This window comes from Parafrankia discariae (assembly GCF_000373365.1).
Taxonomy (GTDB): Bacteria; Actinomycetota; Actinomycetes; order Frankiales; family Frankiaceae; genus Parafrankia; species Parafrankia discariae.
In genome coordinates, this window is the sequence record NZ_KB891231.1 from 26,052 (window position 1) to 48,379 (window position 22,328).

The following is a 22,328-nucleotide window of genomic DNA, read 5'->3' on the forward strand; positions in this document are numbered from 1 at the left end:
CATGACCGATGACCTGGGAGCGGCGGGCCTGCGGTTCGAGCGCGACGGAGCCATCGGCTGGTGCGTGATCGACCGGCCGGCAGCCCGGAACGCCCTGACGCCGGCGATGTACTTCGGCATCAAGCGGGCCGTGGCGCTGGTCAACAGCTCACCCGACCTGGCCGCACTGATCATCACCGGCACCGGTGACGTGTTCGCCCCCGGCGGCGACCTCGGCAGCAGGTCCGAGCCCGGCGACAACCTGCCGCCCGACCTGCGCGGCGAGGACGTCCTGCCGTTCCTCACCATCCGGGACAGCCGGGCGCCGGTCATCGCCGCCGTCAACGGCATCTGCCAGGCCGGCGGCCTGCTGATCGCCATGATGGCGGACATCGCGGTCGCCAGTGACCAGGCGACGTTCCGGGTCCCGGAGCTGCTGCGCGGGATCCCCGACGCCACCTACGCGGCCGTCCTGCCCGCCCACGTCGGCATCGCGGTGGCCCGTGACCTGCTGCTGTCGGCCCGCCGCTTCGACGCCGCCGAGGCTCAGCGGCTGGGCCTGATCAGCCGGGTCGTGCCGCACGACCAGCTCCGCGCGGCCGCCGTCCAGGCCGCCGGGGAGATCCTGCAGACCGCCCCGGCGGCCCGCATGCACGTCAAGCGCATGCTGAACGAGCGCTACGGGCTTATCGACTACCAGACCATGTTCTGGGCGATGCAGGAGTCACCCGAGCCGCGCGAGGGCATGCGCGCGTTCATGGAGAAGCGGGCACCCGAATGGGTCCCCGAGCAGTTCGCCGGCGACGGCGGACGTCGTTGACCTGACCCCGGTCCGTACTCCCGCCCCGCACTCCGCTCCGCGCTCCCGCGCCGAACTCCCGCTCCGCCACGGACGGGTTTCCGGCGCGGGACTCCCAGCTCCGGATACCCGGGCCGCTCCAGACGTCGGGCGGCCCGGGATGCCATGCCATTTCGGACACCGGGTCACCCCAGATAGCTGAGGATATTCGTCGACTCCTTTGCCGTCCGACACAAGAATTCGACGCCCGGAACACTACCGAAAAGCATCGGTCACACTCCGCCGGACCCTTTTCCGGACGGGGCGACAGTCCGGCGTCAAGGATCACGGATATCGGCCGGGCCGTCGGCGGTGATCCCGCGCGCGGCTGCCGGAGGAAATGGAGAACCTGGCGCAGCCGCGGCTTCGACGTCCCGGGAGGGGAATCAGAATCGGTGATCACCGACGATGTGGCTGCCGCGGTCCTCGACTCGTTACCGTCACGCATCGCCGTGCTGGGACCCGATGGAATGGTGGTCCGGCTCAACGACGCGTGGCGGCGCAGCGCCGCGGCCGGGCTGGCGGTCGTCCCCGTCCGCCCCGGGGCGAGCTGGCTGGCCGCCTGCGAGGCGGCCGGGCGCGGCGCGGAACCGCTGCGGACGCTGGCCGGGCTGACCCGGCGGATGCTGGACAACCGCCGCGACCAGGTCCGCGTCGAGATCCCGCTGACCACTCCGCGTGGCGAGCGCTGGCTGGACGTCCGGATCAGGGCACTCAGCCGCGGCGACGGGCTGGTCGTCGTGGTGGACGACGTCACCGATCGCCACGACCGGGAGGCCGCGCTGCGCCACCGCGCGACCCATGACCCGGTGACGGGACTCCCCAACCGCTCGGCTCTCCGTGATCTGATAACCGAGGCGCTGGCCGCGCCGCCGACCGCCGTTTCCGGCCAGTTGGCACCACCCGAAACGACCAGGAACAGCGGCCGGCGGACATCCTCCGAACAGGCGGGCGTCCCCGGCGCGGAGACGGGGACGGTACCCGTTCGGACCGATCAGCCGGACGCGGCGGGAGCCGAGGGCGGCGCGCCTGAGGGCGGCGCGGCCGTGGGCGGCGCGGCCGAGGCGATCCGTCCCGGGGCCGGCGCCGCGGCGGTGCCGACCGGGAGCTCCGCGGTGGCGGTCCTGTTCCTCGATCTGGACGCCTTCGCGCGGGTCAACCAGCGGTTCGGCTACGCGGTCGGCGACGGGACGCTGCGCGCGGTCGCGTTGCGGTTCGCCGAGGTGCTGGAGCCCGGCGCGGTGCTGGGCCGCTGGGGCGGGGACGAGTTCGTCGTCGTGACGACCGCGGGGACCGGCCAGGCCGCGGTGGCGCTGGCCGACCGGCTCACCTCCTGCCTCGTCGACCCGCTGGTCGTGGAGGACCACCGGGTCCGGGTCACGGCGAGCGTCGGGATCGCGTTCGGTGGGGGGCTCCGTTCGGGGCATGGCGAGGTCGCCCCATCCCGCGCCGATGACGCCGTGGGCCTCGACGCCGCCCGACCGGTCCCGGTCCACCGGCCGCTGGACGGCGATGCGCTGGTGAGGATGGCCGGCGAGGAGATCATGAAGGCGCGGTCCCGGGCCCGCGAGTCCCGGCGGGGCCGCAGCCGTGGCCAGAATCGCTCGAAAACAGGCGACTCTTCGTAAGAAGTTACAGAGAGCACACTGTCGGATTCGGCTTGTATCGTGCCCGCCATGTGGATCACGATCGGTGTCACCGGCTTCGCGGACCCGCTCCGCCGGGCACCTGCCCGCTCCCGTGTGGGGTCTTCCTCCGCGGTATCCCCCTCCGGGCCGCCGGCCGGCAGCCGCCGGGCCACCCGGCGAACGGTGCTGCTCCGAGCCGACGGCGCGACGCCGCTGGGCACGATCGCGGCCGCGCTGGCGGAGCGCGCGCCCGGATCCGAGCGGCGATCGGGCGGCCGGGGGCGGGTGCGGTCCCCCGGAACACTTCAAGGTGCCCGCGAGCCCCCGGCGGCGATCCACGTCGACGGCACGGAGGTCGACCCCGGGCTACGGCTGGACGCCTCGCCCCTGCGCGACGGCTCCGTCCTCGGCCGCGGAGCACCCCTCGGGGCAGCACTCGGAGGATCACCGCTCGGGGCAGCGCTCGGAGGGCCCGGCGCGCCGCCCGGAGCCGGGCGAACCGAGCCGATGGGGCTGGTCGAGCTCCGGGTCACCGGCGGTCCCGGCGCCGGCCTGGTGCACCGGCTCATGCCCGGCGAATACGGCGTGGGGTCCGACCCGGCCGGTGGCGTCGTGCTGCGCGGCCACTCGACGCCCCGGCGGGCGCTGTCCCTGCGGGTCGACGTCGACGGCTCCTGCGTGATCACACCGCGCGCGGGGGCGACGGTGTGGATCGACGGGTGCCACCGCGACGGCCCGGTCCCCGTCCCGGCCGGTGAACCCGGCGGTGCCCGGCCGCGGGTCGCCCTGCGCGTCGGCGGGGCGCGGCTGCTGCTGACAGTGCCCGACGAGCCGGACGCTCTGCTCAGGCCGGCTCCGGCCGGGCCGTACCTGGAGATCAGTCGCGAGCCGCGGATGCGGCGTGCCCCGGGCGGTTCCCGGTACCACCTCCCCACGCCGCCGGTTCCGCCGCGGCCCGCGCCGCCTCCGGTACTGACAACCCTCCTCCCGGCCGCGGCCGGGACCGGGATGGCGGTCCTCCTCCATGCCTACTACCTGCTTCTCTTCGCGGCGCTGGCGCCGCTCTCCCTGCTCGGTTCCTATCTGGCGGCACGGCGCCAGGCGGCTCGGGAGCACCGGCGTGAGCTGGCCGGGTACCAGCGGGCGCGGGCCGAGATCGACCGGGACGCCACCGCCGCGCTCGACCGCGAGGCCACCACCCTGCGCGATGCCCATCCGGACCCGGCGGCGACGCTGCTGCGCGCGCTCGGTCCGCGCCGTGGTCTCTGGGAACGGCGCCCCGAGGACCCGGACTTCCTCCACCTGCGGGTCGGCACGGGCGACCTGCCCGGCGGTGTCGTCCTCGACGACCCCACCGCGCCGGATCACCGCCGCCAGACCAGGTGGCTGCTGCGGGACGTCCCGGTGACGGTGCCGCTGCCCGAGATCGGGGTCCTCGGGGTGGTGGGGGCGGGGGACTTCGCCAGGGTGGTCGGGTCCTGGCTGGTGGCGCAGGCCGCCGTGGCCCACAGCCCGCGGGATCTCGCCGTCCACCTCGTCGTCGCGAGCGCGTCCCCGGCGAGCTGGGAGTGGGCGCGGTGGCTGCCGCACTGCCGCCCGCCCGACGGGCCCCCCGGAGCGGTCCTCGTCGGGGCGGACGAGCCAGGCCGGGCTCGTCGCGTCGACGAACTCGCGAGCCTGATCGACACTCGGCTGGCCCACACCGGGGGTGCCGGCACCGTTCGGGCACCGCGCGCTCCCGCCGTGCTGGTCGTCGTCGAGGGCGCGGCCTCGATGCGGGCGGCCCTGATCCCGGTGCTGCGCTCCGGGCCACTCGTCGGCGTCCACGTCGTGTGTCTCGAACGTGATCCGCGGATGTTGCCGCCCGAATGCCACACGGTCGTCGAGCAGGCACCGGGCGGCCTGCGGATCCGCCGGCAGGGAGCCGAGGGCGTCGAGCAGGTCTGCCCCGACCTGGTCGCCGTGGGCGCGGAGATCTCCGGGGCCACGGCCGCGGCCTGGTGCGAACAACTGGCACGGGCGCTGGCACCGGTTCGCGACCCTGGCCCACACGAACGCGGACCGGTCTCCGCCCGGGCGGAGACCAGACTGCTCGAACTGCTCGACCTCGACCCGCCGACCGCCCGGGCGCTCGCCCCACGCTGGATCACGGACCGCGCGCCGGGGCCGGTCCCCATCGGAGTGTGCCCCGCGGGGCCGGTCAGCCTCGATCTGAGCCGCGACGGTCCGCACGCCCTGGTCGCCGGCACGACCGGATCCGGCAAATCGGAGTTCCTGCAGTCGCTGGTGGCCTCACTGGCCGTCCACAACCGGCCGGATGAGATGGCCTTCGTCCTCGTCGACTACAAGGGCGGCAGCGCCTTCGGCGACTGCGCCCGTCTCCCGCACACCGTCGGGCTGGTGACCGATCTCGATCCACATCTGGTGCGGCGCGCCCTCGACTCCCTCGGTGCCGAGCTGCGCCGCCGCGAGGCGTTGCTCGCCGCGGCGGGGTGCAAGGACATCGACGACTACGGCCGGGCCCCGCGGCCCGCCCACCAGGCACGGCAGCCGCTGCCACGGCTCGTCGTCGTCATCGACGAGTTCGCCGCCCTCGTCCGCGAACTGCCGGAGTTCGTCTCCGGGCTCGTCGGGCTCGCCGGGCGGGGCCGGTCGCTGGGGATCCACCTGGTGCTCGCCACCCAGCGACCGGCGGGCGTCGTCTCACCGGAGATCATGGCCAACACCAATCTGCGGGTGGCGCTGCGGGTCACCGACCAGGCGGAGAGCATCGACGTGCTGGGCCTGCCGGACGCCGCGTTCCTCCCCGGCTCAGCGCCGGGCCGGGCGATCGTGCGGGTCGGCCAGGGCTCCCCACTGACCTTCCAGGCCGGCCGGATCGGTGGCTCTCCACGCCGGGCCGAGGCACCGGCCGCGGCACCGGTCGTGATCGAGCTGCCCTGGCCGCCCCCCGCCGACCTCGCTGACGCCGTCGCCCGCGCCGAGAGCATCGCGGCGGGGCCCGACCTCCCGCCCGAGACCGCGGAACCCGGCGGCGAGGAGGTTACGGACCTGCGCGCGCTGGCCCGGGCACTGCGGGAGGCGGCCCGGATCTGCCGCGTCCCGGGCCCGCGGCGGCCGTGGCTGCCGCCGCTGCCCGCCCGGATCACGATCGGAGATCTTCCCGCGGACGGGTCGTCCGGCCCGGGCCCGGGTGGGCCGGAGCTGCCTCCCGTCCCACTCGGGCTCGCCGACCTGTGCCTGGCCCAGGCCCAGCCTGTCTTCGCGGTCGATCTCGAGCACGGGTCCCACCTGATGATCCTCGGGGCGCCACGCTCCGGGCGGTCCACGGTGCTGCGGACCTTCGCCGGGTCGCTCGCCAGGGCGGTGTCCCCGGCCGACGTCCACCTGTACGGGCTGGACTGCGGGAACAACAGCCTCGCGCCGCTGACCGCCCTCCCCCACACCGGAGCTGTCGTCGGCGTGAGCGAGACCGAGCGGGTCCACCGCCTGCTCGCCCGGCTGACGGACGAGGTCACCTGGCGGCAGGAGGTGCTCGCCGGCGGCGGCTTCGCCGATCTGGCCGAGGCCAGGCTCGCCGGCGGGGCTTCCTCCAGCCCACGTCTCGGGGAGGGGCTCAGCGCGTCGCCCGGCGCGGAGGACGAGACCCACCGCCGCGTGGAGGACGTGCCGTTCCGCCGCGCGGGCGGCGCACGGCCCGCGCGGCTGCCCTACCTGGTCCTCCTGCTCGACGGGTACGAGGGATTCCTGGCCGCCTTCGAGAGCTTCGACGGGGCGGCGGCGGTCGACCGCCTGCTGGCGCTCGCGCGGGACGGCCCCGCTGTCGGCCTGCGGATCCTGGTCACGACCGATCGGCGCGGTCTCACCGGCCGGCTGCCGTCCACCATGGAGCAACGGCTGGTGCTGCGGATGGCGGAACGCGCCGACTACGGCCTGGCCGGCCTGGCCGGGTCCCGCATCCCTGACGCCCTGCCACCCGGCCGCGGCTTTCTGGTCGGAGGGCCGCCCGGCCGCGTGGCGCCCGAGTGGCACGATGCCGCCGGGCCCGTCGAGCTGCAGGTCGCCCTACTGGTCGACGACCCGTCCGGCTCCGCGCAGGCGGGCAGCCTGCGCCGGATGACGACGCCCCACGGCCGGGCCGCACGCCGGCCCGTTCCGCGCCCGTTCCGGGTGGACGTCCTGCCCGCCCGGATCAGCGCGCGGGAGATCTCGGCGCTGCGCGCGACCGGACCGCAGCCGGGCGCCCCAGCCGGGCCCGGCGACACGGCACAGCCCGGCGACACGGCCGGGTCGGGCAGCACGGCCGGGTCGGGCCGGCGGGCCCCGGTCCTCCTCGGTGTCGGGGGTGACGAGCTGGCACCCGTCGGCATCGACCTCGACGCCGACGGACCCGGGTTCGTCGTGGCCGGCCCGGCCCGGTCGGGGCGCAGCTCGACGCTGACCAGCATCGGGCGCGGCCTGCTCGCCGCGGGATCACGGCTCGTGGTCATCTGCCCGCGTCCGTCCCCGCTGCGTGGCCTCAGCGGTCCGGCGGTGGTCCAGCTGGTGGAGGGCATCCCGCTGAACGAGGCCCTCCGGCGGCTCGGCGGGCCCGCCCAGGTGGTCGTCCTGGTCGACGACGCGGAGCTCGCCGCGCCCTCGTCACTCGGTGACGAGCTCGCCGTCTTCCTGCGCGGCGGGCACGACGGTGGCGGGCTGGTGGCGGCCGGCACCACGGAGGATCTCGCCGGCCAGTTCCGTGGCTTCCTGGTCGATGCCCGCCGCTCGCGGAACGGCCTGCTGCTTTCTCCGGGCGGCCCCGCCGACGGTGACCTGCTCGGCGTCCGGCTACCGCGAACCGTCTGCGGACCGGGGCCACCCGGGCGGGGGCTCCTGGTCCGACGCGGCACGATCACACCCGTCCAGGTAGTCGAACCATCACCAGAAGAAGAAGCCCGACCACCGCCACACTCGGGAAATCGTAATTGATGCATCAACCCGACACTAAAGGTAACATCGCACTGTCGATCGGATCACATCAGGACCATCTCCCGGCAGCAACCTACCGCCTGTGCATCCGACCCCATGACCCCGGACGGACGGACCACTCATGCGCACTGTCACCACGCCCGCGGCTCAGCACGCGGCCGGCCAGATGACCCAGCGGCTCACGGATCTCCAGACGACGACGGCGAGCCTCGTCGCCCGCGGGAACGCCCTGGCCGACCCGACGAACTGGGAGGGCCCGAAGGCGCAGCTGTTCCGCGCGCAGATCTGGCCCGAGGTGCAGAGCACCCTGTCCGCGCTGCAGACGAACCTCTCGGACCTCGCCCGCACCGTGACCGAGATCAACCAGCGGACCGCGCTGGCCGGTAGCTGACCGCTCCGACCAGCGCCATCAGGAGCAGTCCGCGAAAAGTCCGAACGCCCCGCCGCCCCAGGAGCATCCGATGACCACGACCTCAGGCGTCACCGTCCGGGCCACGCCACAGGCGTCGACCGCCGTCGACGATCTCGCCGGCATCATCAACGGGCCGCTGCTGGCCCACTTCGACAACCTGCGCGCCACCGCCCGGGTCCTGCTGGAGCCCGAGAACTGGGACGGTCGCACCGCCGCCGAATTCCGCGCGTCGATCTGGCCGACGTACGAACGCACCCTGACCGACCTGCACACCCAGCTCGACCGGTTGCGCACCCGCCTCGCCGAGATCCAGGCCGACATCCAGGCGGCCGGCTGACAACCCTGTCACCAGACACCGCCCCGTCACCGGACACCGCTCCGGTCAGGCGGGACGCTTGCCGCGGGTCGTCAGAGATCGGTGCCCGAGGGCTCCGTGAGCAGACCGACGGCATCGTCGGTGTCCAGTTGCACGCATCCGGCGCGGGTCCGGATCGTGGCCTCGGCGAGCTCGATGTCCAGCAGCACCCAGGAGCTACCCAGCTCGAACAGATCCCCGGTCGGGTGCCGATCGACGAGCCGCAGAGCCAGGTCGGGAACGGATCGCTCGGCTGCCGGCGCGACCCATCCCCCGAAGACGACGGACACCCAGTCGCAGCCGTCCGAACGCACCGGCCCGCACATCTGGAACCGGCAGGCCTGGTCCTGATCTCCCAGGACACGTCCCACCGAGGCCGGTGCCAGCAGCACGAGGCGGGCGAGCGCGGCGGCGGCTCCGAACAGCTCCAGCGACTCGGAGCCGGCCGAAGCCGCATCGGCGGACTCCACGGAGGCCGGGCCCGTGCCGACCGGAACGCCACCGGCCGGCACGGGCCCGGTCGCGGTGGGGCCGGTCGCGGTGGGGCCGGGGACGGTGGGGCCGGGGACGGTCTCGAAGCGGAGGCCGTGCACCACCCAGCCGCCCCACATGACCAGGCTGCCGTAGGCGGCATCGCGAACCAGCTCGCGCGCGGCCAGTACGTGCACCGCCTCGGTGGGCGCGGTACGCGCGCTGATCGACGGGTGCCCCGCGCCATGCTGATCGATCGTGCCGTCCACCACGTACTCCTCCAGCATCCACTATGGTTAGGCTTGCCTTATTTAAGGTTACCTAACCTAAAGGAGGAGGCTTGTGCGCCACAAGCCCGTCGCCAAGCTGAGTCGGAGCATCGGACTGCCGCTGACCGACAAGGCGGCCAAGTACTTCGAGAACCGGCCCTACCCGCCCGGCCCGCACGGTCGCGGTCGCAAGACCATGTCGCCCTACAAGGAGCGCCTGCGGGAGAAGCAGCGGTTGCGCTTCCAGTACCACATCAGCGAGAAGCAGCTCCGGCGCGCGTTCGACGAGGCGGACCGCGGGGCCGGCCGAACGGGCCACCTGCTGATCGAGGATCTCGAGACCCGCCTGGACGCGGTGGTCCTGCGCTCCGGCTTCGCCAAGACGATCTACCAGGCCCGCCAGTTCGTCAGCCACCGCCACATCCAGGTGAACGGCAACCGGGTGGACCGCCCCGGGTACCGCGTCCAGCCGGGCGACGTGGTCACGATCGCGGGACGCAGCCGTCCCATGCCGCCGTTCCGGATCGTCGCGGAGACCCAGTCGGCGGGGACGGCACCGCCGGCCTATCTCGACGTCGACCGCGGCACCCTGGTGGCGGTACTCAGCCGGCGGCCGACCCGACCGGAGATCCCGGTCGTCTGTGACGAGCAACTCGTCGTGGAGTACTACGCGCGCTGACCGGATCCGGCCGAGCACGGGTGATCATCAGTCCTCGGCCCGTTCCGGACCGCCCCGCCCCGCCGCCTCCCACTCCGCCACCATCGCGGACCGTCAACCAACCAACCAGCCGGCCGGCCGGCGAGCGGTCGGGCCGTCGGCGGCGGGGCCGGGCCGGGCCGCGGGTCGCGGCCAGGCGTCAGTCGAGTTCGGGCCACTGCGGGTCATGGATGAACCTGAAGGTCGCGGTCACCTCCTCGAACAGGCCGTGCAGCGCCGGAGCCAGACCGGTGTTCGGGCTCGCGCAGGAGATCACCGCGACCCGGTCGAGGCCGGGGACGGGCACCGTCGTCCGCATGACGAGCCGGAGGGCCGCCGGCCCGCCGTCCACCGGTCGCTGCTGCTCGAACGCGCAGGTCCGCACGGCACGGCCGGCGGCGGGAAGATCGACGAAGCCGACCCGCCGCCACCAGCGCCGGGACGGCAGGTAGGGCACGGCGCGCCCGTGCCGCGCCAGCTCACGCCCCGGACGGGCGAAGTCGCGTCCGTGCCGTGCGGCTCGCCGGAGGTCGAGCTCGTCCTGGGCGGCGTGCAGGCACACCGTGAGACACGCGGAGAGACCGGCCCCGCGGACCTCCTCGATCATGACCGCGCAGTAGACGGCGCCACGCCTGTCCGCGTACGCGGCGGCCTCCCGGAGCACGCGGGCGACGGACGAGTCCTGCCCCGCCAGCCGCGGATGATCTCGTACCCGCGCGGCGGCCATCCGGGAGATCTCCACCGAACTGCGCGCGGCCCGTGTGTCCAACGCGAACCAGTTGTCCGGCACCGTGATGGAGAAGCGATCGGGTTTCCGCCGCTGCGCCTTCGTATGCCCCTGCACCCAGTCGTCCTCTGCTCGGGTGTGCCCTCAGAACACTGTCATCCTGTGCTGGAACTCCAGCACGTCACGCTCGCGCCCGCGCTTCGAACCCCTCAATTGGCAAAGGTATGCACGATCACCCCGAACTATGACAAGTCTGGCTTCCAAGGGGGACAAGGAGCCACGCGACGCGCGGCCCGGAAGGCGCACCGGAGGCGGTGGGCGGCCGGTATCACCTGTGAGCACAGGGGAAGTGGGGGAACCGAAGGCGCCTCCGACCACTCGTTACAGTCAGCAAGCCACGTGTCCTTCGTGTGAACGCTACGGCCGCTCGGCCGGAATATGACCTGTAGTGAGCCCAGACGTGGTGAACTGTCACATTGTGATCCAGGCGGGCAATTCACGACCGACCGCAGGCAACGGGGAGCGCCGACGCGGCGGCTCCGGCGTCGCGCTCCTGCTGGGGCTCGGCGTGGGTGTTCCCGTTCTCCTGCTTGTCCTCACCGGCACACCGGTCGCCGCGGCGGTCGGCGACGAGGGGGCGTTCACCGGCGACTTCGGCGCGGGCAATGTGCTGCGACTGATGGTTCTGGCCGCCTGGCTGGTCTGGATCCACTTCGTGGTGTGCGTCATCGCCGAATGGCGCGCCGAGCGGCGGCAGACCGGGCTGGCCCCGCGGATCCCGTTCGGTGGCGGCAGCCAGGCACTGGCGCGGCGCCTCGTCGACGACACACTGCGGCTCACCTCGCCGCGGACCGGATCGACAGGCCGCCCGGGCCCCCGGCGCCCCGCCCATGCCCCGGTCCGGGGTGGTTCCGGCGGGCCGGCACGCGGCGGCTACCGGGCCGGCGGCTCCGGCCGCGCGACCACCGGCAGCCGCGCGACCACCGGCGCCCGCGGCGGTCGATCATCCGCACGGCCGACGACCGGCACGACGGACACCGGCGCCACCGGAGCCGACAGGACTGGCGCGGCTGACAATGCGGGCGGGACTGTCGGGGCTGGCGGGGCCACGTCACGCGGCGGTTCCGAGCCGGCCACCCGGGCGGGAAGCGCCGGGTCACGCGCCGACCGCGGGTCCCGCGCCGACCGCGTGAGCCGCCCGGAGCGGGCCGCGCTGACCGGGCCGCTGCGCCGGTCGGATCCGGCCGCGATCTCACGGCTGGCCCGCGGGCTCACCGCGCAGCAGCCGAACCCCGCCGGGCCGGGCCGGGCCACGCCGCAGGCGCCCGGCACCGGCACCCGGCCGGCAGCGGACAGCCGAGCAGGTGCCGGTGCCAGGGCCGGTGCCGGTGGCGGTGCCGTTGGCGGTGGTGGCAGCGCCGTCCCAGCCACCCGCGCCGCCGCCGGTCCGACCGGCGGCGGGCCGGAGCAGGACGTCGCCGCGGCAGACCCCGGCCTCACGACCGACCGTTCCGGGCGCTACCGGTGGGATGAACAGGAAGCCGCGCCGCGGGCGCTGACCGCCGGCGAGGAGGCCCCCGCGGATCTCTTCCCGGACGGCATGGACGTCAAGTTCTGCGAGGTCCGCCCGCCGGACGGGCGCCAGTACGACACGCTGTGGGCGATCGCCCGGCGCCTGCTCGGCGACAGCCTGCGCTACCACGAGATCTTCGCGCTCAACGAGGGCCGCGTGCAGCCCGACGGCCAGACCCTCACCAAGCCCTCCCTCATCGCCCCGGGATGGGTGCTCATGCTGCCCCCGGACGCCGAGGGCGAGGAGGTACGGACCCTGCGGGTCCCGCACCGCGAAGCCTCCTGGGTCCAGGAGGTCCACGCCCGCTTCGCCGCCCGAGGCTCCACGGACGGCCGCGGTGGCTCTGGCGGCCCCGACGGCGCCTCGGGCGGCGACGACACCGGCGGGCCGACATCCGCCGGGCCGCCGCGCACCGGTGCGGGCGGCTGGTCCGACGGGCCGGAGGCGGACCAGGGCCCCTCCCCCTACGGAGCGGGCGCCGGCAACTCCGGCGAACGCTCCGGGTGGGGCGGTGATCCGGGCGCGCCCGGCGGGATGGGGCCCGGGCGGCTGGGGAGCGGGCGTGGCATCACCGGCGCGGCCCTGCTCGCGGCCGGCGTGCTCACCGCGCTGACCAGGCGCCGGCCCGGCGGCGCCGGCGCGGACCCGTTCTCCGCCGAGGTCGAACACGCCCTGCGGCTCGCCGCCGACCTGCCCTCGGCCCGTTTCGTCGACCGGTCCCTGCGGCTGCTGTCCGCCGGGCTGACCTCGCGGGGCCGTCCCCTGCCGCCGGTCTACGCCGCGATCCTGACCGACGCCGCGCTCGTCCTGCACATGGCGCCGGCCGTGCCGGAACCGCCGCCCGCCCCCTGGCGGCAGGGCAACAACCCGGGCTCCTGGCGGATCGAACGCAACCCCCAGGCCCCGGACGGGCTGCCCTTCGACGCCAGCGCCAGCCTGTCGGCGGACGTCCCGGCGCCCTACCCGGCGCTGGTCACCCTCGGCCGCGACGCCACCGGCTGCCGCATCCTCGTCGACCTCGAGGGCGCACCCGGGATGATCAGCCTCGTCGGCGACCCGGCCGTCGCCAGCGAGGTGGCCATCTCCGTCGCCGTGGAGCTCGCCACCAACATGTGGTCCGACGACCTACGAGTCTGTCTTGTGGGCTTCGCGGACGACCCCAGCCCGATCGCGCCGGGTCGGCTCCGGACGTCCTCGAGCCTCTCCGACGTCCTCGACGAGCTCGAGGCACGCGCGCCGCGGGACACCGGCTGGGGCAACGAACCGGGTGCGGCGCTGCGCGGCAGGCAGGCCACCCACGTCCAGTCGCTGTGGGCGCCGGACCTCCTGGTGCTGGCCGGGCCGCCCACCCCGGATCACGCCGAACGGCTGGCCCGGCTCTCCGGTGGGCGTGATGAGACGGTGGGCGTGCTCATGGTCGGCGACAGCCCCGCGGCCCGCTGGCGGTTCGCGGTCGGTCCCGACGCGCGGATGTCCCTCGGCGTGCTCGGCGTCGAGGTCAACGCCCAGACCCTGGCCGCCGCGGAGTACTCCGCCGTCCTGGCGATGTTCCGCATCGCGGCCGGTGCGCGCCCCGCGGAGGCTCCACGCCCGTCCTGGGCCAGCCGGCGCCTGCTGACCACAGGTGCGGACACACCCGTCCCCGCCGGCCCGCCCGCTGAGCGGGACGCAGCCGAGGACCGGGAGGACGACGAGATCCGGGGCGGCGGCGAGCCCCGGTACGACGACACGGACCAGTACGACGGCGAGGACCAGTACGACAGCGAGGGTTGGCACGACGGCACCGACCGATACGACGGCACCGACCGGAATGACAGTGCGGACTGGAATGACAGTGCGGACTGGTACGACGGTGCGGACCGGTACGACGACGCCGACCGGTACGACAGCGCCGGGTGGGACGGCAGCCAGGCAGGCCAGGCCACGGGCGGCTACCCACCGGTCGAGACTCCGGACGACGACCCCTACCGAACCGGGCCCTACCCGGTCACGGGCGGCTCCCTCGACCCGACGGAGCGTTCAGCCGGCCATCCGGCCGATTACACGGACGACCACCCGGCGGACGACTACCCGGCGCGGTACGCGTCGGACGGGTCCGACGGACGCGCACCGGAACCGGTCGTGCCGACGAGCCAGTACCCGCCGCCCTACCCCGAGGAACACCGCCCCACGGCCCCGGACGGCCCGGAAGGTACCCGGCCGCCCCGAGGCTCGGGGTCGATCCCCGGAGTCGTGCCGTGGATGCCCGTCCCGCAGACCGGGCCCTCCGTCATCCGAATGCCGATCGACGGACCATCCGGGCTGCCCCCGGGCGGCCCGGCTCAGGTCCCCCAGCCGCCGGTCCCACCGACCCCGCCGGTCGCGCCGCCGCCGACCGCCGCGCCGCCGGGCGCACGGCCGCGCACCGCATCGCCGGGCGTACCGAGCCACGGCGGCCAGGACCAGCCGTCCGACGTTCCACCGCCCTACCTGGTCCCATCCGATCAACCGGCCATCCAGCCGACGGATGTGCCGCGGGTCCCCCGCACGCTGCTGGTCCGGCGGTCGCACGGCCACGACGAGGCACAGCAGCACAGCCCCGACCAGCCACAGCCCGCTGCCCACCGGGACGAAGCCGCCGCCCAGCGGTGGGAGCGGCAGCCGGACGTCCCAGCGGCCGCCGCCGGCGGAGACGTCCAGTGGGACCGGGCCTACCCGCCGCCCCCGCTCCCGCCGAACGAGCGTGACCCGCGGCAGGCCCAGCCGCCATCGCACCCGGCGCAGCCGTATCCGCGGGAGGAGTCGCCCCCGCGGGAGAAGCCGTACCCGGCGCGGCCCTACCCTCAGGAGCCACCCTCGGCATATCCGACCCCGCCCGGGTCGCCCGCGGAGCCCTACCCGGCCCATCCGGCCTCTCCGGCCCATCCGGAGCCCTCATCTCCGGAGCAGGGCTATCCGGCGGCTTCGCGCGCGGAGGCCGACGCCCCACCGGCACCCCCGCACGGGAACGCCCCACTGGTGACCCTGCCTCGGCTGGACCCGGACCCGGCCGGCGCCACCGAAGCCGAGGCGCACGTACTCGGCACCCCGTCGGTCGACGCTCCCGGCCGGCCCGACCGGAACCAGATCGACCTGCTCACCGAGATCGTCGTCTTCCTCGCGCTGCACCGCGACGGCGCCTACCCCGAGGATCTCAGCGACCTGCTCGATCTCCCCCTCGACCCGGGCCCCGATCCGCGGTCTCCGGGCGGATCGGGGCCCGGCATCCTGGCCGGGCTGGTCGCGGCCCGCACCTGGCTGGGTGTCGACGCGAGCGGGCGGCCCCGGTTGCAGCCCACCTCGGACGGACGCTGGGTCCTCAGCACGGACGTCCGCTGCGACTGGGAGCTGTTCGTCGCCTACACCCACCGCGCGGCGCGGCCCGACGACGCGAGCGATCCCGAATCCGATCTACGGGCGGCGTTGAACCTGGTCAGCGGGCCTCTGTGGTCCGGCCTCCCCGAAGGCAGGTACGGGTGGGTCCGGTCGACGCCCGTCGAGAGCACGATGCGCTCCGCCGTCATCGACGCCGCGCACCGCCTCGCCATGCTGACCCTGGAAGCCGGCGACACGGTCACCGCGATAGCCGCGTGCCGGACCGGCCTGCGCGCCGCGCCGACCGCGGAGGCCCTGTGGCGGGACCTGCTGCGCACCGTGGCCGCCCGGGGTGACCGCCGGACCCTCGAAGCCGTCGCCGGCGAGCTGTACCGGACCGTGTCGGCGCAGCCGACCCGACGCGGCGGCGCCGCGGAACCGGAGACCGACGCGCTCGTCCAGCAGCTGCTGCCAGGTTTTCGCCGCCGCCACCACTGATGAGCGGGAGCCACATCGCTGGTGAAGGGGCTGGCGGGACGGCTGGCGGTTATGGAACCTCCGCCGAGCTCTGGGGGCCCGGCGGACCGGGACGACCCGACGGGGCTGACGCTCCCGGCTCGCCGGAGATCCACGACGACCTCGTGGGACCGGTCAGCCTGCCGGCGAACAACGCGATCGCGCAGGTGAACGCGACCACACTCCACATCGCCCCGTGCAGTCCGACGAGTTCGGCCAGGCCACCGATCAGCGCCGGCCCGGTCAGCCATCCCGCGTAGCCGACCGAGCTGACCACGGCGATCACCGCCCCGGCCGGCAGGCCCACGAAGCTCGCGGCGCGGGCCGCGGCGGAGAAGGCCGCCGGGATGACACACGCCAGCCCGGCACCGAGCACCGCGAACCCGATGATCCCCAGCGCGGTTCCCGCCCGGGTCGCTCCGGACACGAGCGCGAGCCCGAACATCCCCGCGGCGGTGAACGCCAGTGGACGGACCACCCGCCGGACCCCGAAGGTCTCCACCGCACGATCACCGACCAGGCGGACCACCAGCATGCAGGCCATGAAGGCCACATACCCGATCCCGGCGACACCGGCCGACGCCCCGGTGACGTCCGTCAGGTAGACGGCGCTCCAGTCCGCCGCCGCGCCCTCCCCCAGAAAGCTGGCGAACGCGATCACGCTCAGCGGGGCGAAGGGCAGCAGCGCCCGCGCGGTCACAGCGGTCACAGCGGTCACAGCGGTCGCAGCGGTCGCAGCGGTCGCCGGCACCGTCGTAGCCACTTCGAAAGCGACGGGTTCGGAGACGACGGCTTCGAAGGCGACGGAATCGCTGGATGCGGACTCCCGGCTACCGTCCCCACGAAGCATCCATCCCGTGAGGGGCAACGCTCCGGTCACGGTAAGCGCGCCGAGCACCGAGAACTGGATGCTCAGCGGCAGCTCGATCGCCGCGGCGACCGCGCCGAGGCCCGCGCCGACGAGTGCCCCGGCCGTCCAGGCGGCATGGACCATCATCATGATCCGACGTCCGAAGCGGTGTTCGACGGCCGCCGCCTGGGCATTGGCCGAGAGGTCCAGGGCGCAGCTCGCACTGGACAGCAGCGCGAGCGCGGCGAACAGCGACAGCGGGCCGGTCGCGGCGATGATCACCAGCCCGAACGTCGCGTACGCGACGAGCGAGAACCGGATCACCGGCACGCTGCCCAAACGGCTGACCAGAACCCCGGCGCCCCACAGCGTCACGATCGCCCCGACCGGCGCGCCGAGCAGCGCCAGCCCGAGCTCACCGTCGCCGAGCGCGAGCGCGTCCTTGACCTGTGGGATCCGTGGAGCCCACGCGGCGAGCATCAGCGCCAGGAAGAAGAAGACCACCATCGTGGCCGCGCGGGCCCGTCGTAGTCGCCGCCACTGCGCGGCGGTCCATGCCATTCCGACCGCCGCCCATCCGTTCCCCTCAACCACCGACGTCGACCAGCGGCCCGGCGTTCATCCGCCGACCCGGCCGGTGGCCGCGTCCGCTCGCCCGGATCGCGTCCGCTCGCCCCGACGCCGCCCGGCCAGGCGGCCGGCCGCTGAACGCTACCCCCGGGCGCACGGTCAGAAAACCGAAAATCACGGACACTGGACGAATGCGTCTCGTCGTCCTGGCCGACACCCACGTCCCGGCGCGAGCCCGCGACCTGCCGCCGCGGGTGTGGACCGCGGTCGACGAGGCCGACGTCGTCCTCCACGCCGGCGACTGGGTCGGCCCTGACCTGCTGCGCCAGATCACGCGACGGTCACGGCGTCTCATCGCGTGCTTCGGCAACAACGACGGGCCGGAGATCCGCGCGATCCTGCCCGAGATCGCCCGCGTGACGCTGGACGGCCTGCGCTTCGTGATCGTCCACGAGACCGGGGCTGCCGCGGCACGGGACCGCCGCCTCGCCGCCGCCTACCCTGACGCGGACGTCATCGTCTTCGGCCACTCCCACATCCCGTGGGACACGACGACGACCCGACCGCAGGACGGCCGCCCGCTGCGACTACTCAACCCCGGCTCGCCCACGGACCGCCGCCGCCAGCCCCAACCGACCTACCTGACGGCGACGATCAAAGACCAGACGCTGCTCGACGTCGAACTGCACCGCCTGCCCCGACCGACGCCCGCCCGGCCGCGCTGACGGGCCGTCCCCCGGCCGAAGCGCACCCCGCGCGGGGCCCACCCGGGGCGCTCTGACCCGGCGTACGGCCCGAGGGGAGGGGGTTCGAAGGTCGCCCTCCGGGTGCTGTAAGCTGGCGAAGCCGGCCGCGAGAGTGACCGACAGGCGCTCGTAGCTCAACGGATAGAGCACTTGACTACGGATCAAGAGGTTGGGGGTTCGAGTCCCTCCGAGCGCACGTCAAGCATCCCCAACCCGGCCGGCAGCCCGCCGGCCGGGTTTTTTGTGATGCCCATCGCATCCGACACCCCACCGATGGCCTGCATGTTCCCTTCGTCGAGCTGCACCGCGCATGTGAACAGGTGAGCACTGACGTCATAGGTGATCTCAAGCTGACAGACATCGAAAAGCGCGCGTAGGAGTGGATCAGGGGCGCGGGCAAGCTCCCTGCGTCCAATGGTCCCTAGTTGATCAAGAAGCGCGGCGTCGCGGCCCGTGGACATCGGCGACGTACCTCGCAAGCGAGCAAGATCCTCTTTCTTCTGCTTCCGATCTCTGCTGATCTCTACTGACCGCCTGTTGACGTCCTTGATCAGGTCCTCGTCTAGGTCGTCGACGGTTTCCAGGGTCCTGATCAATCGAGCTCGTCGTCTGTCCAGGTCCTCAAGCGATTCCTCAAGATTTGTAATCTTCGCTTTCCAGTTGGATCGCTCGAGATCTTCGCTCTCCCGGACCGCCGCGGAGAGAAGATGGTATCGGTCTCGACCGAAGACACGGTCGGCGAAGAAGTCGAGGACAGCCTCGATGATCGGCTGCTGCGGTACGTAGATGTTAGCCGGGTGCTGCGGCCACCGGGTGCGTAGTTCGTCGCTCTCTCTGCCCCTGATACGGCAGCGGAAGTATATGTACTGTCCCTTGCGGATATCCGGCTCCATACGCCGCTGGCAGATCGCGCAACGTATGTATGAACGCATCAAATATTCGTTGACCGCTGCTGGGTGTCGGTTGACTCTTGGGCCCGACCTAGATCCCTTGCGAACCTTCGCTATTTCCGACGCCGCACGGTAGGTTTCGAGACTGATGATAGGAACGTGCGTCGGTTTCGGTGACCAGACCCAGAGTTCCGGTGGATTTCTCTTCCCGTTGGCGCTGGCACGGGCGCGACGGTTCCACACCATGTAGCCGGTGTACTTCGGGTTCTCCAGAATATCCGCGACAGTGCGATGACTCCATGAACCTCTAGAACGCCGTCCACCCACCGCGACAGGCGGCGGGTATAGATCATGGTCTTCATCGAGACGATTGGAGATTCTCTGGACCGAAAGACGCTCGGAAGTTCGCCAGAGAAACATCGTCTCGATTACGTGTGCTCGTACAGGGTCGATCTGGAGTCGTGTCTTTTTCAGTCCATCCGCGCGTTTAGCTGGCACCGGATGAGGCACAGAATCAGCCAGATAACCGTACGGAGGGACGCCGATATTCCAGCCCTGGGTGGCATGTTCGCAAAATCCGTCCCATGCCTTCTCCAGGGTCTCTAGAACATACCATTCGGCGGTTGCTTGCTTGACACGCCGGGTTAGAATTGCCGTCGCGCGTTTTCGGAGATTACTAATTCCCTCATCGGCAGCGAGGAGCTGGATTCCCATTTTCTCCAGATCGTGCTCGATCTTTACGCCATAATACGTTCGGCGCGCGACTCGATCGACCGCTTCACAGATGACTCCGTCGAACACCCGGTCGGGCTTTGAAGCCGCGACAAGGAGATCTTTTATTCCACCGTCACGTGGGATTGGGACGGAGAATTTTTCGTGTATTTTTCGATTTCCCCGGCGGTCTGGATCCAGACGTCCCGATTCTATATCCCAATAGAAGGCGACGATCCTACCACCGGGCGGAAGAACAGCCTGGCAGCTTGCTACCTGTCGGGGCAGCGAGAGCGTCGGGTCCTGCAGGTCCTCATCAGAGACACGACCGAGAAACACCAGATCAAGGATTGGCGCGTCCGCTGGCCGCAGACCGTACATTGGTGGGCCCGGCAACCCTCGACGTGGGTCTGGCCCCAGGATCCACGGGCGCGATGCAGCAACACTCTCGACGTCAGTCGACATAGCCATTTTTCATGCTGGAGCCTTCCAAACCTGCGCCATATAGAAGCTCTTTTAATCACCACTACCGCTCTCGCGGTCCTTCGCTATCCATAGCAGGATGTCAAGCATGGCCCGAGACAGCAGCAGTCGATTTTCTTCACTAGGCTCAAACGAGCTCGCATGGATCTGGAAATCGAAGGCGACATCCAGATTTGGATTCCGATCAGAATCAGGATACATCGTCCCGTTTCCGAAAATCAATGGCCATCAATCGTCGACAGCAAAGACCAGCCGCGAAATAGGTCGAGATCTTGGCCAGATTTTTCAAGATGGCGACAGAGGCGCCGAAATTTACTCTTCTTCATCCCAGAATCAAGAAATGATCACCGTAGTGTTTAGGTGGAGATATTCCAAACAGGTGGGACGGAGATGCGATGCGGTCCCGTACCAGAGTCAGGAGCAAGCTCCTCGGGCAGTGCCTCACGGAAGGCTTCGCTGGAGGCGTGGAAGGAGGCGAGAGGGGTCCCGCGCTCGGACGAGCGAGGCCGGGGCGCTGCGGTGCCCGTCCCGCGCCTCGCTCGCGTCGGCAGGGCGAAGGTGGGTGGTTCTGGGCGTGGGGTGGGATCTGACGGTGATCTGACTGTTGTTGCGTGTGCAACTTGTGTCAGATCACCGTCAGATCACTGTCAGATCACTGTCAGGTCGTTTTTGTGCAGGTCAGCGCCGGTGTCAGGCCTGCGGACGGGCTACGGGCGGGGGCGTCAGGAGAAGGATGTCCTCGTGGGCGGTGATGTGGAGGGGGGTGCCGGCGGCATGGGCGGTGCGGGCGTTGTGGAGGGCGAAGAACGTCGTGCGGGGCACGAGCCGGCCCTCGCGCAGGCCCGCGAGGAGGGCTGCGGCGCGTCCGGCGCGGACGAGGCCGACCGTCTGGGCGCTGTGCAGGATGGCGCCGGGTAGGTCGATGAGTTCACCGTCCTGGCGGTAGGGGCGCACAGCGATCGCGACGATTCCGCCGGGGCGCAAAAGCGCTGCGGCGCCGGTGAGAATCTCGGTGAATCCGGTGAGGAGGTCGGTGAGGTCGGCGGCGGCGAGGTTCCCGATCCGGCCGGCCCGGCCGGTGCTGTAGGTGTAGTCGCGTTTGCGGACCCCGTGTACCCGGTCAGCGTCGACGGTGCCGTGGGTGGCTTTCCCGTACGGGGGTGAGGTGAGAACCAGCGCGGCGTTTCCGCGCGCACTCTCGGGGGCGAGGGCGGGGAGGCGGCGGGAGTCACCGGTGATGAGCTGGATGGTGCCGATGGCGCCCTGGGCGTGGGCGAGGGCGGCGTTGGCGCGGCCGATGCTGGCCCAGCGGGGTTCGTATTCGATCCCCAGGGCGTGGCGGCCGAGGTGTGCGGCTTCGACGAGGGTGGTGCCGATGCCGCACATGGGGTCCACGACGAGATCGCCCGGCTCGGTGAACATCGAAATGATGTGGCGGGCGAGGGCGGGCAGCATGCGGGCGGGGTGCGCAAGGGATTCGGGGGTGTAGCGGTGTAGCCGCTGGAAGCGGGGGTGGGTCTGTGACACCGGCCAGACGGTGAGCGGAACGGGTGTGTGCCGGTCAGCCACGCGCACCGCCACCGGGCCGGTGGAACACGGCGAGGTCGGTGTGAACGGGCTCCAACAGCCCGACACCCAAGGGGATTTCGGTGTGGGGGTGGAGCTCTCCGTCATCGATAGGGCTGGTGAGGATGATGATGTGTTGGAGGTAGCGCAGGCCGGTGGCGCGGGCGGCGGTGATGGTGTCCGCGAGCGGGTCGGTCGCCCCGCCGGTGGGGGTGTGGACGGTGAGGAGGTATCCCCCGGGGCGCAGGAGTCCCGCGAGCATGCTCAGGTCGCAGAGAAGTCTTTCCGGGGTGGTGGCGGGCGGGTGGTCGATGATGAGTCCGGCGTCGCGCTCCTGGCAGTGCGTAATGGCCTTGCCGGTCGGGTTCTGGGTGCGGTGGAGCGCGGTGTAGCGGCGGTGGAGGTGGTCGGCGGCACCGGTGAGGATTCCGGTGTCGTCGATACCGATCACGAGGTCGCCGCTGTGGGTGAAGGTGGCGATAGCGCGGGCCGCGGCAAGAGGGGGCAGGGCTCCGGGGATTCCCGGGGTGGTGGTGGGCCAGACGGTGAGCGGAATGATCCGCGGCTGATCGGTTCGGGTGGGACGGGGCTGAGGCACTCGGTTCCTCCGCAACAGGATGTCGCCAGTTCACCGCTTGGGATAAGGGGCGCTGGTGTTCGGGTGGCTGTTCGGGTCCGAGTGAAGTCCAGGGCGTCTGACGGTGATCTGACACTGATCTGACTCTGATCATCTGCGGGGTTCGCGG

The 22,328-nt window shown here is 72.2% G+C and carries 14 protein-coding genes and 1 tRNA gene; 9 read left to right on the forward strand and 6 right to left on the reverse strand.

Features of this window, described 5'->3' with window-relative positions:
• Position 1: 1 nt before the first annotated feature.
• The 5 genes from B056_RS0122715 (at position 2) to B056_RS0122735 (ending at position 8,162) form a co-directional block, all read left to right on the forward strand.
• Positions 2 to 799, forward strand: a complete 798-nt coding sequence (locus B056_RS0122715) for an enoyl-CoA hydratase/isomerase family protein (RefSeq protein WP_018504157.1) — start codon at positions 2 to 4, stop codon at positions 797 to 799.
• A gap of 413 nt (positions 800 to 1,212) precedes the next feature.
• The gene (locus tag B056_RS0122720; protein WP_018504158.1) at positions 1,213 to 2,445 is read left to right on the forward strand and encodes a GGDEF domain-containing protein; all 1,233 of its coding nucleotides are present in this window, start codon (positions 1,213 to 1,215) and stop codon (positions 2,443 to 2,445) included.
• A 48-nt stretch (positions 2,446 to 2,493) separates the two neighbouring features.
• Complete coding sequence (locus tag B056_RS37610; RefSeq protein WP_018504159.1) at positions 2,494 to 7,413, forward strand: FtsK/SpoIIIE domain-containing protein; 4,920 nt, start codon at positions 2,494 to 2,496, stop codon at positions 7,411 to 7,413.
• 121 nt (positions 7,414 to 7,534) lie between these two features.
• A complete protein-coding gene (locus tag B056_RS0122730) occupies positions 7,535 to 7,804 on the forward strand; it encodes a hypothetical protein (protein WP_018504160.1) in 270 nt (89 codons plus the stop codon).
• Positions 7,805 to 7,874: 70 nt separating this feature from the next.
• Positions 7,875 to 8,162 carry a hypothetical protein gene (locus B056_RS0122735; protein WP_018504161.1) on the forward strand — a complete coding sequence of 96 codons (288 nt, stop codon included), beginning with the start codon at positions 7,875 to 7,877 and terminating at the stop codon, positions 8,160 to 8,162.
• 71 nt (positions 8,163 to 8,233) lie between these two features.
• On the opposite strand, the gene B056_RS0122740 is transcribed toward B056_RS0122735, so the two are convergent.
• Positions 8,234 to 8,938, reverse strand: a complete 705-nt coding sequence (locus B056_RS0122740) for a hypothetical protein (protein WP_018504162.1) — start codon at positions 8,936 to 8,938, stop codon at positions 8,234 to 8,236.
• A gap of 55 nt (positions 8,939 to 8,993) precedes the next feature.
• Here B056_RS0122740 and rpsD point away from each other — a divergent pair, with 55 nt between their 5' ends.
• The gene (rpsD, locus tag B056_RS0122745) at positions 8,994 to 9,599 is read left to right on the forward strand and encodes a 30S ribosomal protein S4 (RefSeq protein ID WP_018504163.1); all 606 of its coding nucleotides are present in this window, start codon (positions 8,994 to 8,996) and stop codon (positions 9,597 to 9,599) included.
• 178 nt (positions 9,600 to 9,777) lie between these two features.
• Here the strand turns inward: rpsD and B056_RS0122750 are convergent, their stop codons facing one another.
• On the reverse strand, positions 9,778 to 10,461 hold the full coding sequence (locus B056_RS0122750; RefSeq protein WP_020572646.1) for a hypothetical protein: 684 nt from the start codon (positions 10,459 to 10,461) through the stop codon (positions 9,778 to 9,780).
• 343 nt (positions 10,462 to 10,804) lie between these two features.
• On the opposite strand from B056_RS0122750, the gene B056_RS39625 reads away from it, so the two are divergent.
• Complete coding sequence (locus tag B056_RS39625; protein WP_230203129.1) at positions 10,805 to 15,748, forward strand: BTAD domain-containing putative transcriptional regulator; 4,944 nt, start codon at positions 10,805 to 10,807, stop codon at positions 15,746 to 15,748.
• Between the two features lie 49 nt (positions 15,749 to 15,797).
• On the opposite strand, the gene B056_RS0122760 is transcribed toward B056_RS39625, so the two are convergent.
• Positions 15,798 to 17,177 carry an MFS transporter gene (locus tag B056_RS0122760; protein ID WP_230203130.1) on the reverse strand — a complete coding sequence of 460 codons (1,380 nt, stop codon included), beginning with the start codon at positions 17,175 to 17,177 and terminating at the stop codon, positions 15,798 to 15,800.
• A gap of 200 nt (positions 17,178 to 17,377) precedes the next feature.
• On the opposite strand from B056_RS0122760, the gene B056_RS0122770 reads away from it, so the two are divergent.
• Positions 17,378 to 17,911, forward strand: coding sequence for a metallophosphoesterase family protein (locus B056_RS0122770; RefSeq protein WP_018504167.1), 534 nt, complete (start codon positions 17,378 to 17,380; stop codon positions 17,909 to 17,911).
• A gap of 144 nt (positions 17,912 to 18,055) precedes the next feature.
• A tRNA-Arg gene (locus tag B056_RS0122775) sits at positions 18,056 to 18,128 on the forward strand.
• Here B056_RS0122775 and B056_RS40955 read toward each other — a convergent pair.
• From B056_RS40955 to B056_RS0122785, 3 genes are all read right to left on the reverse strand, one after another.
• Positions 18,094 to 19,872, reverse strand: coding sequence for a recombinase family protein (locus B056_RS40955; RefSeq protein ID WP_230203131.1), 1,779 nt, complete (start codon positions 19,870 to 19,872; stop codon positions 18,094 to 18,096). The two genes, B056_RS0122775 and B056_RS40955, sit on opposite strands and share 35 nt — an antisense overlap.
• Before the next feature lie 834 nt (positions 19,873 to 20,706).
• A complete protein-coding gene (locus B056_RS0122780) occupies positions 20,707 to 21,690 on the reverse strand; it encodes a TRM11 family SAM-dependent methyltransferase (protein ID WP_076784756.1) in 984 nt (327 codons plus the stop codon).
• Positions 21,578 to 22,180 (reverse strand): hypothetical protein, encoded by a 603-nt coding sequence (locus tag B056_RS0122785; RefSeq protein WP_018504169.1) that lies wholly within the window; start codon positions 22,178 to 22,180, stop codon positions 21,578 to 21,580. Before B056_RS0122785 ends, B056_RS0122780 begins: the two co-directional genes overlap by 113 nt.
• Positions 22,181 to 22,328 lie beyond the last annotated feature (148 nt).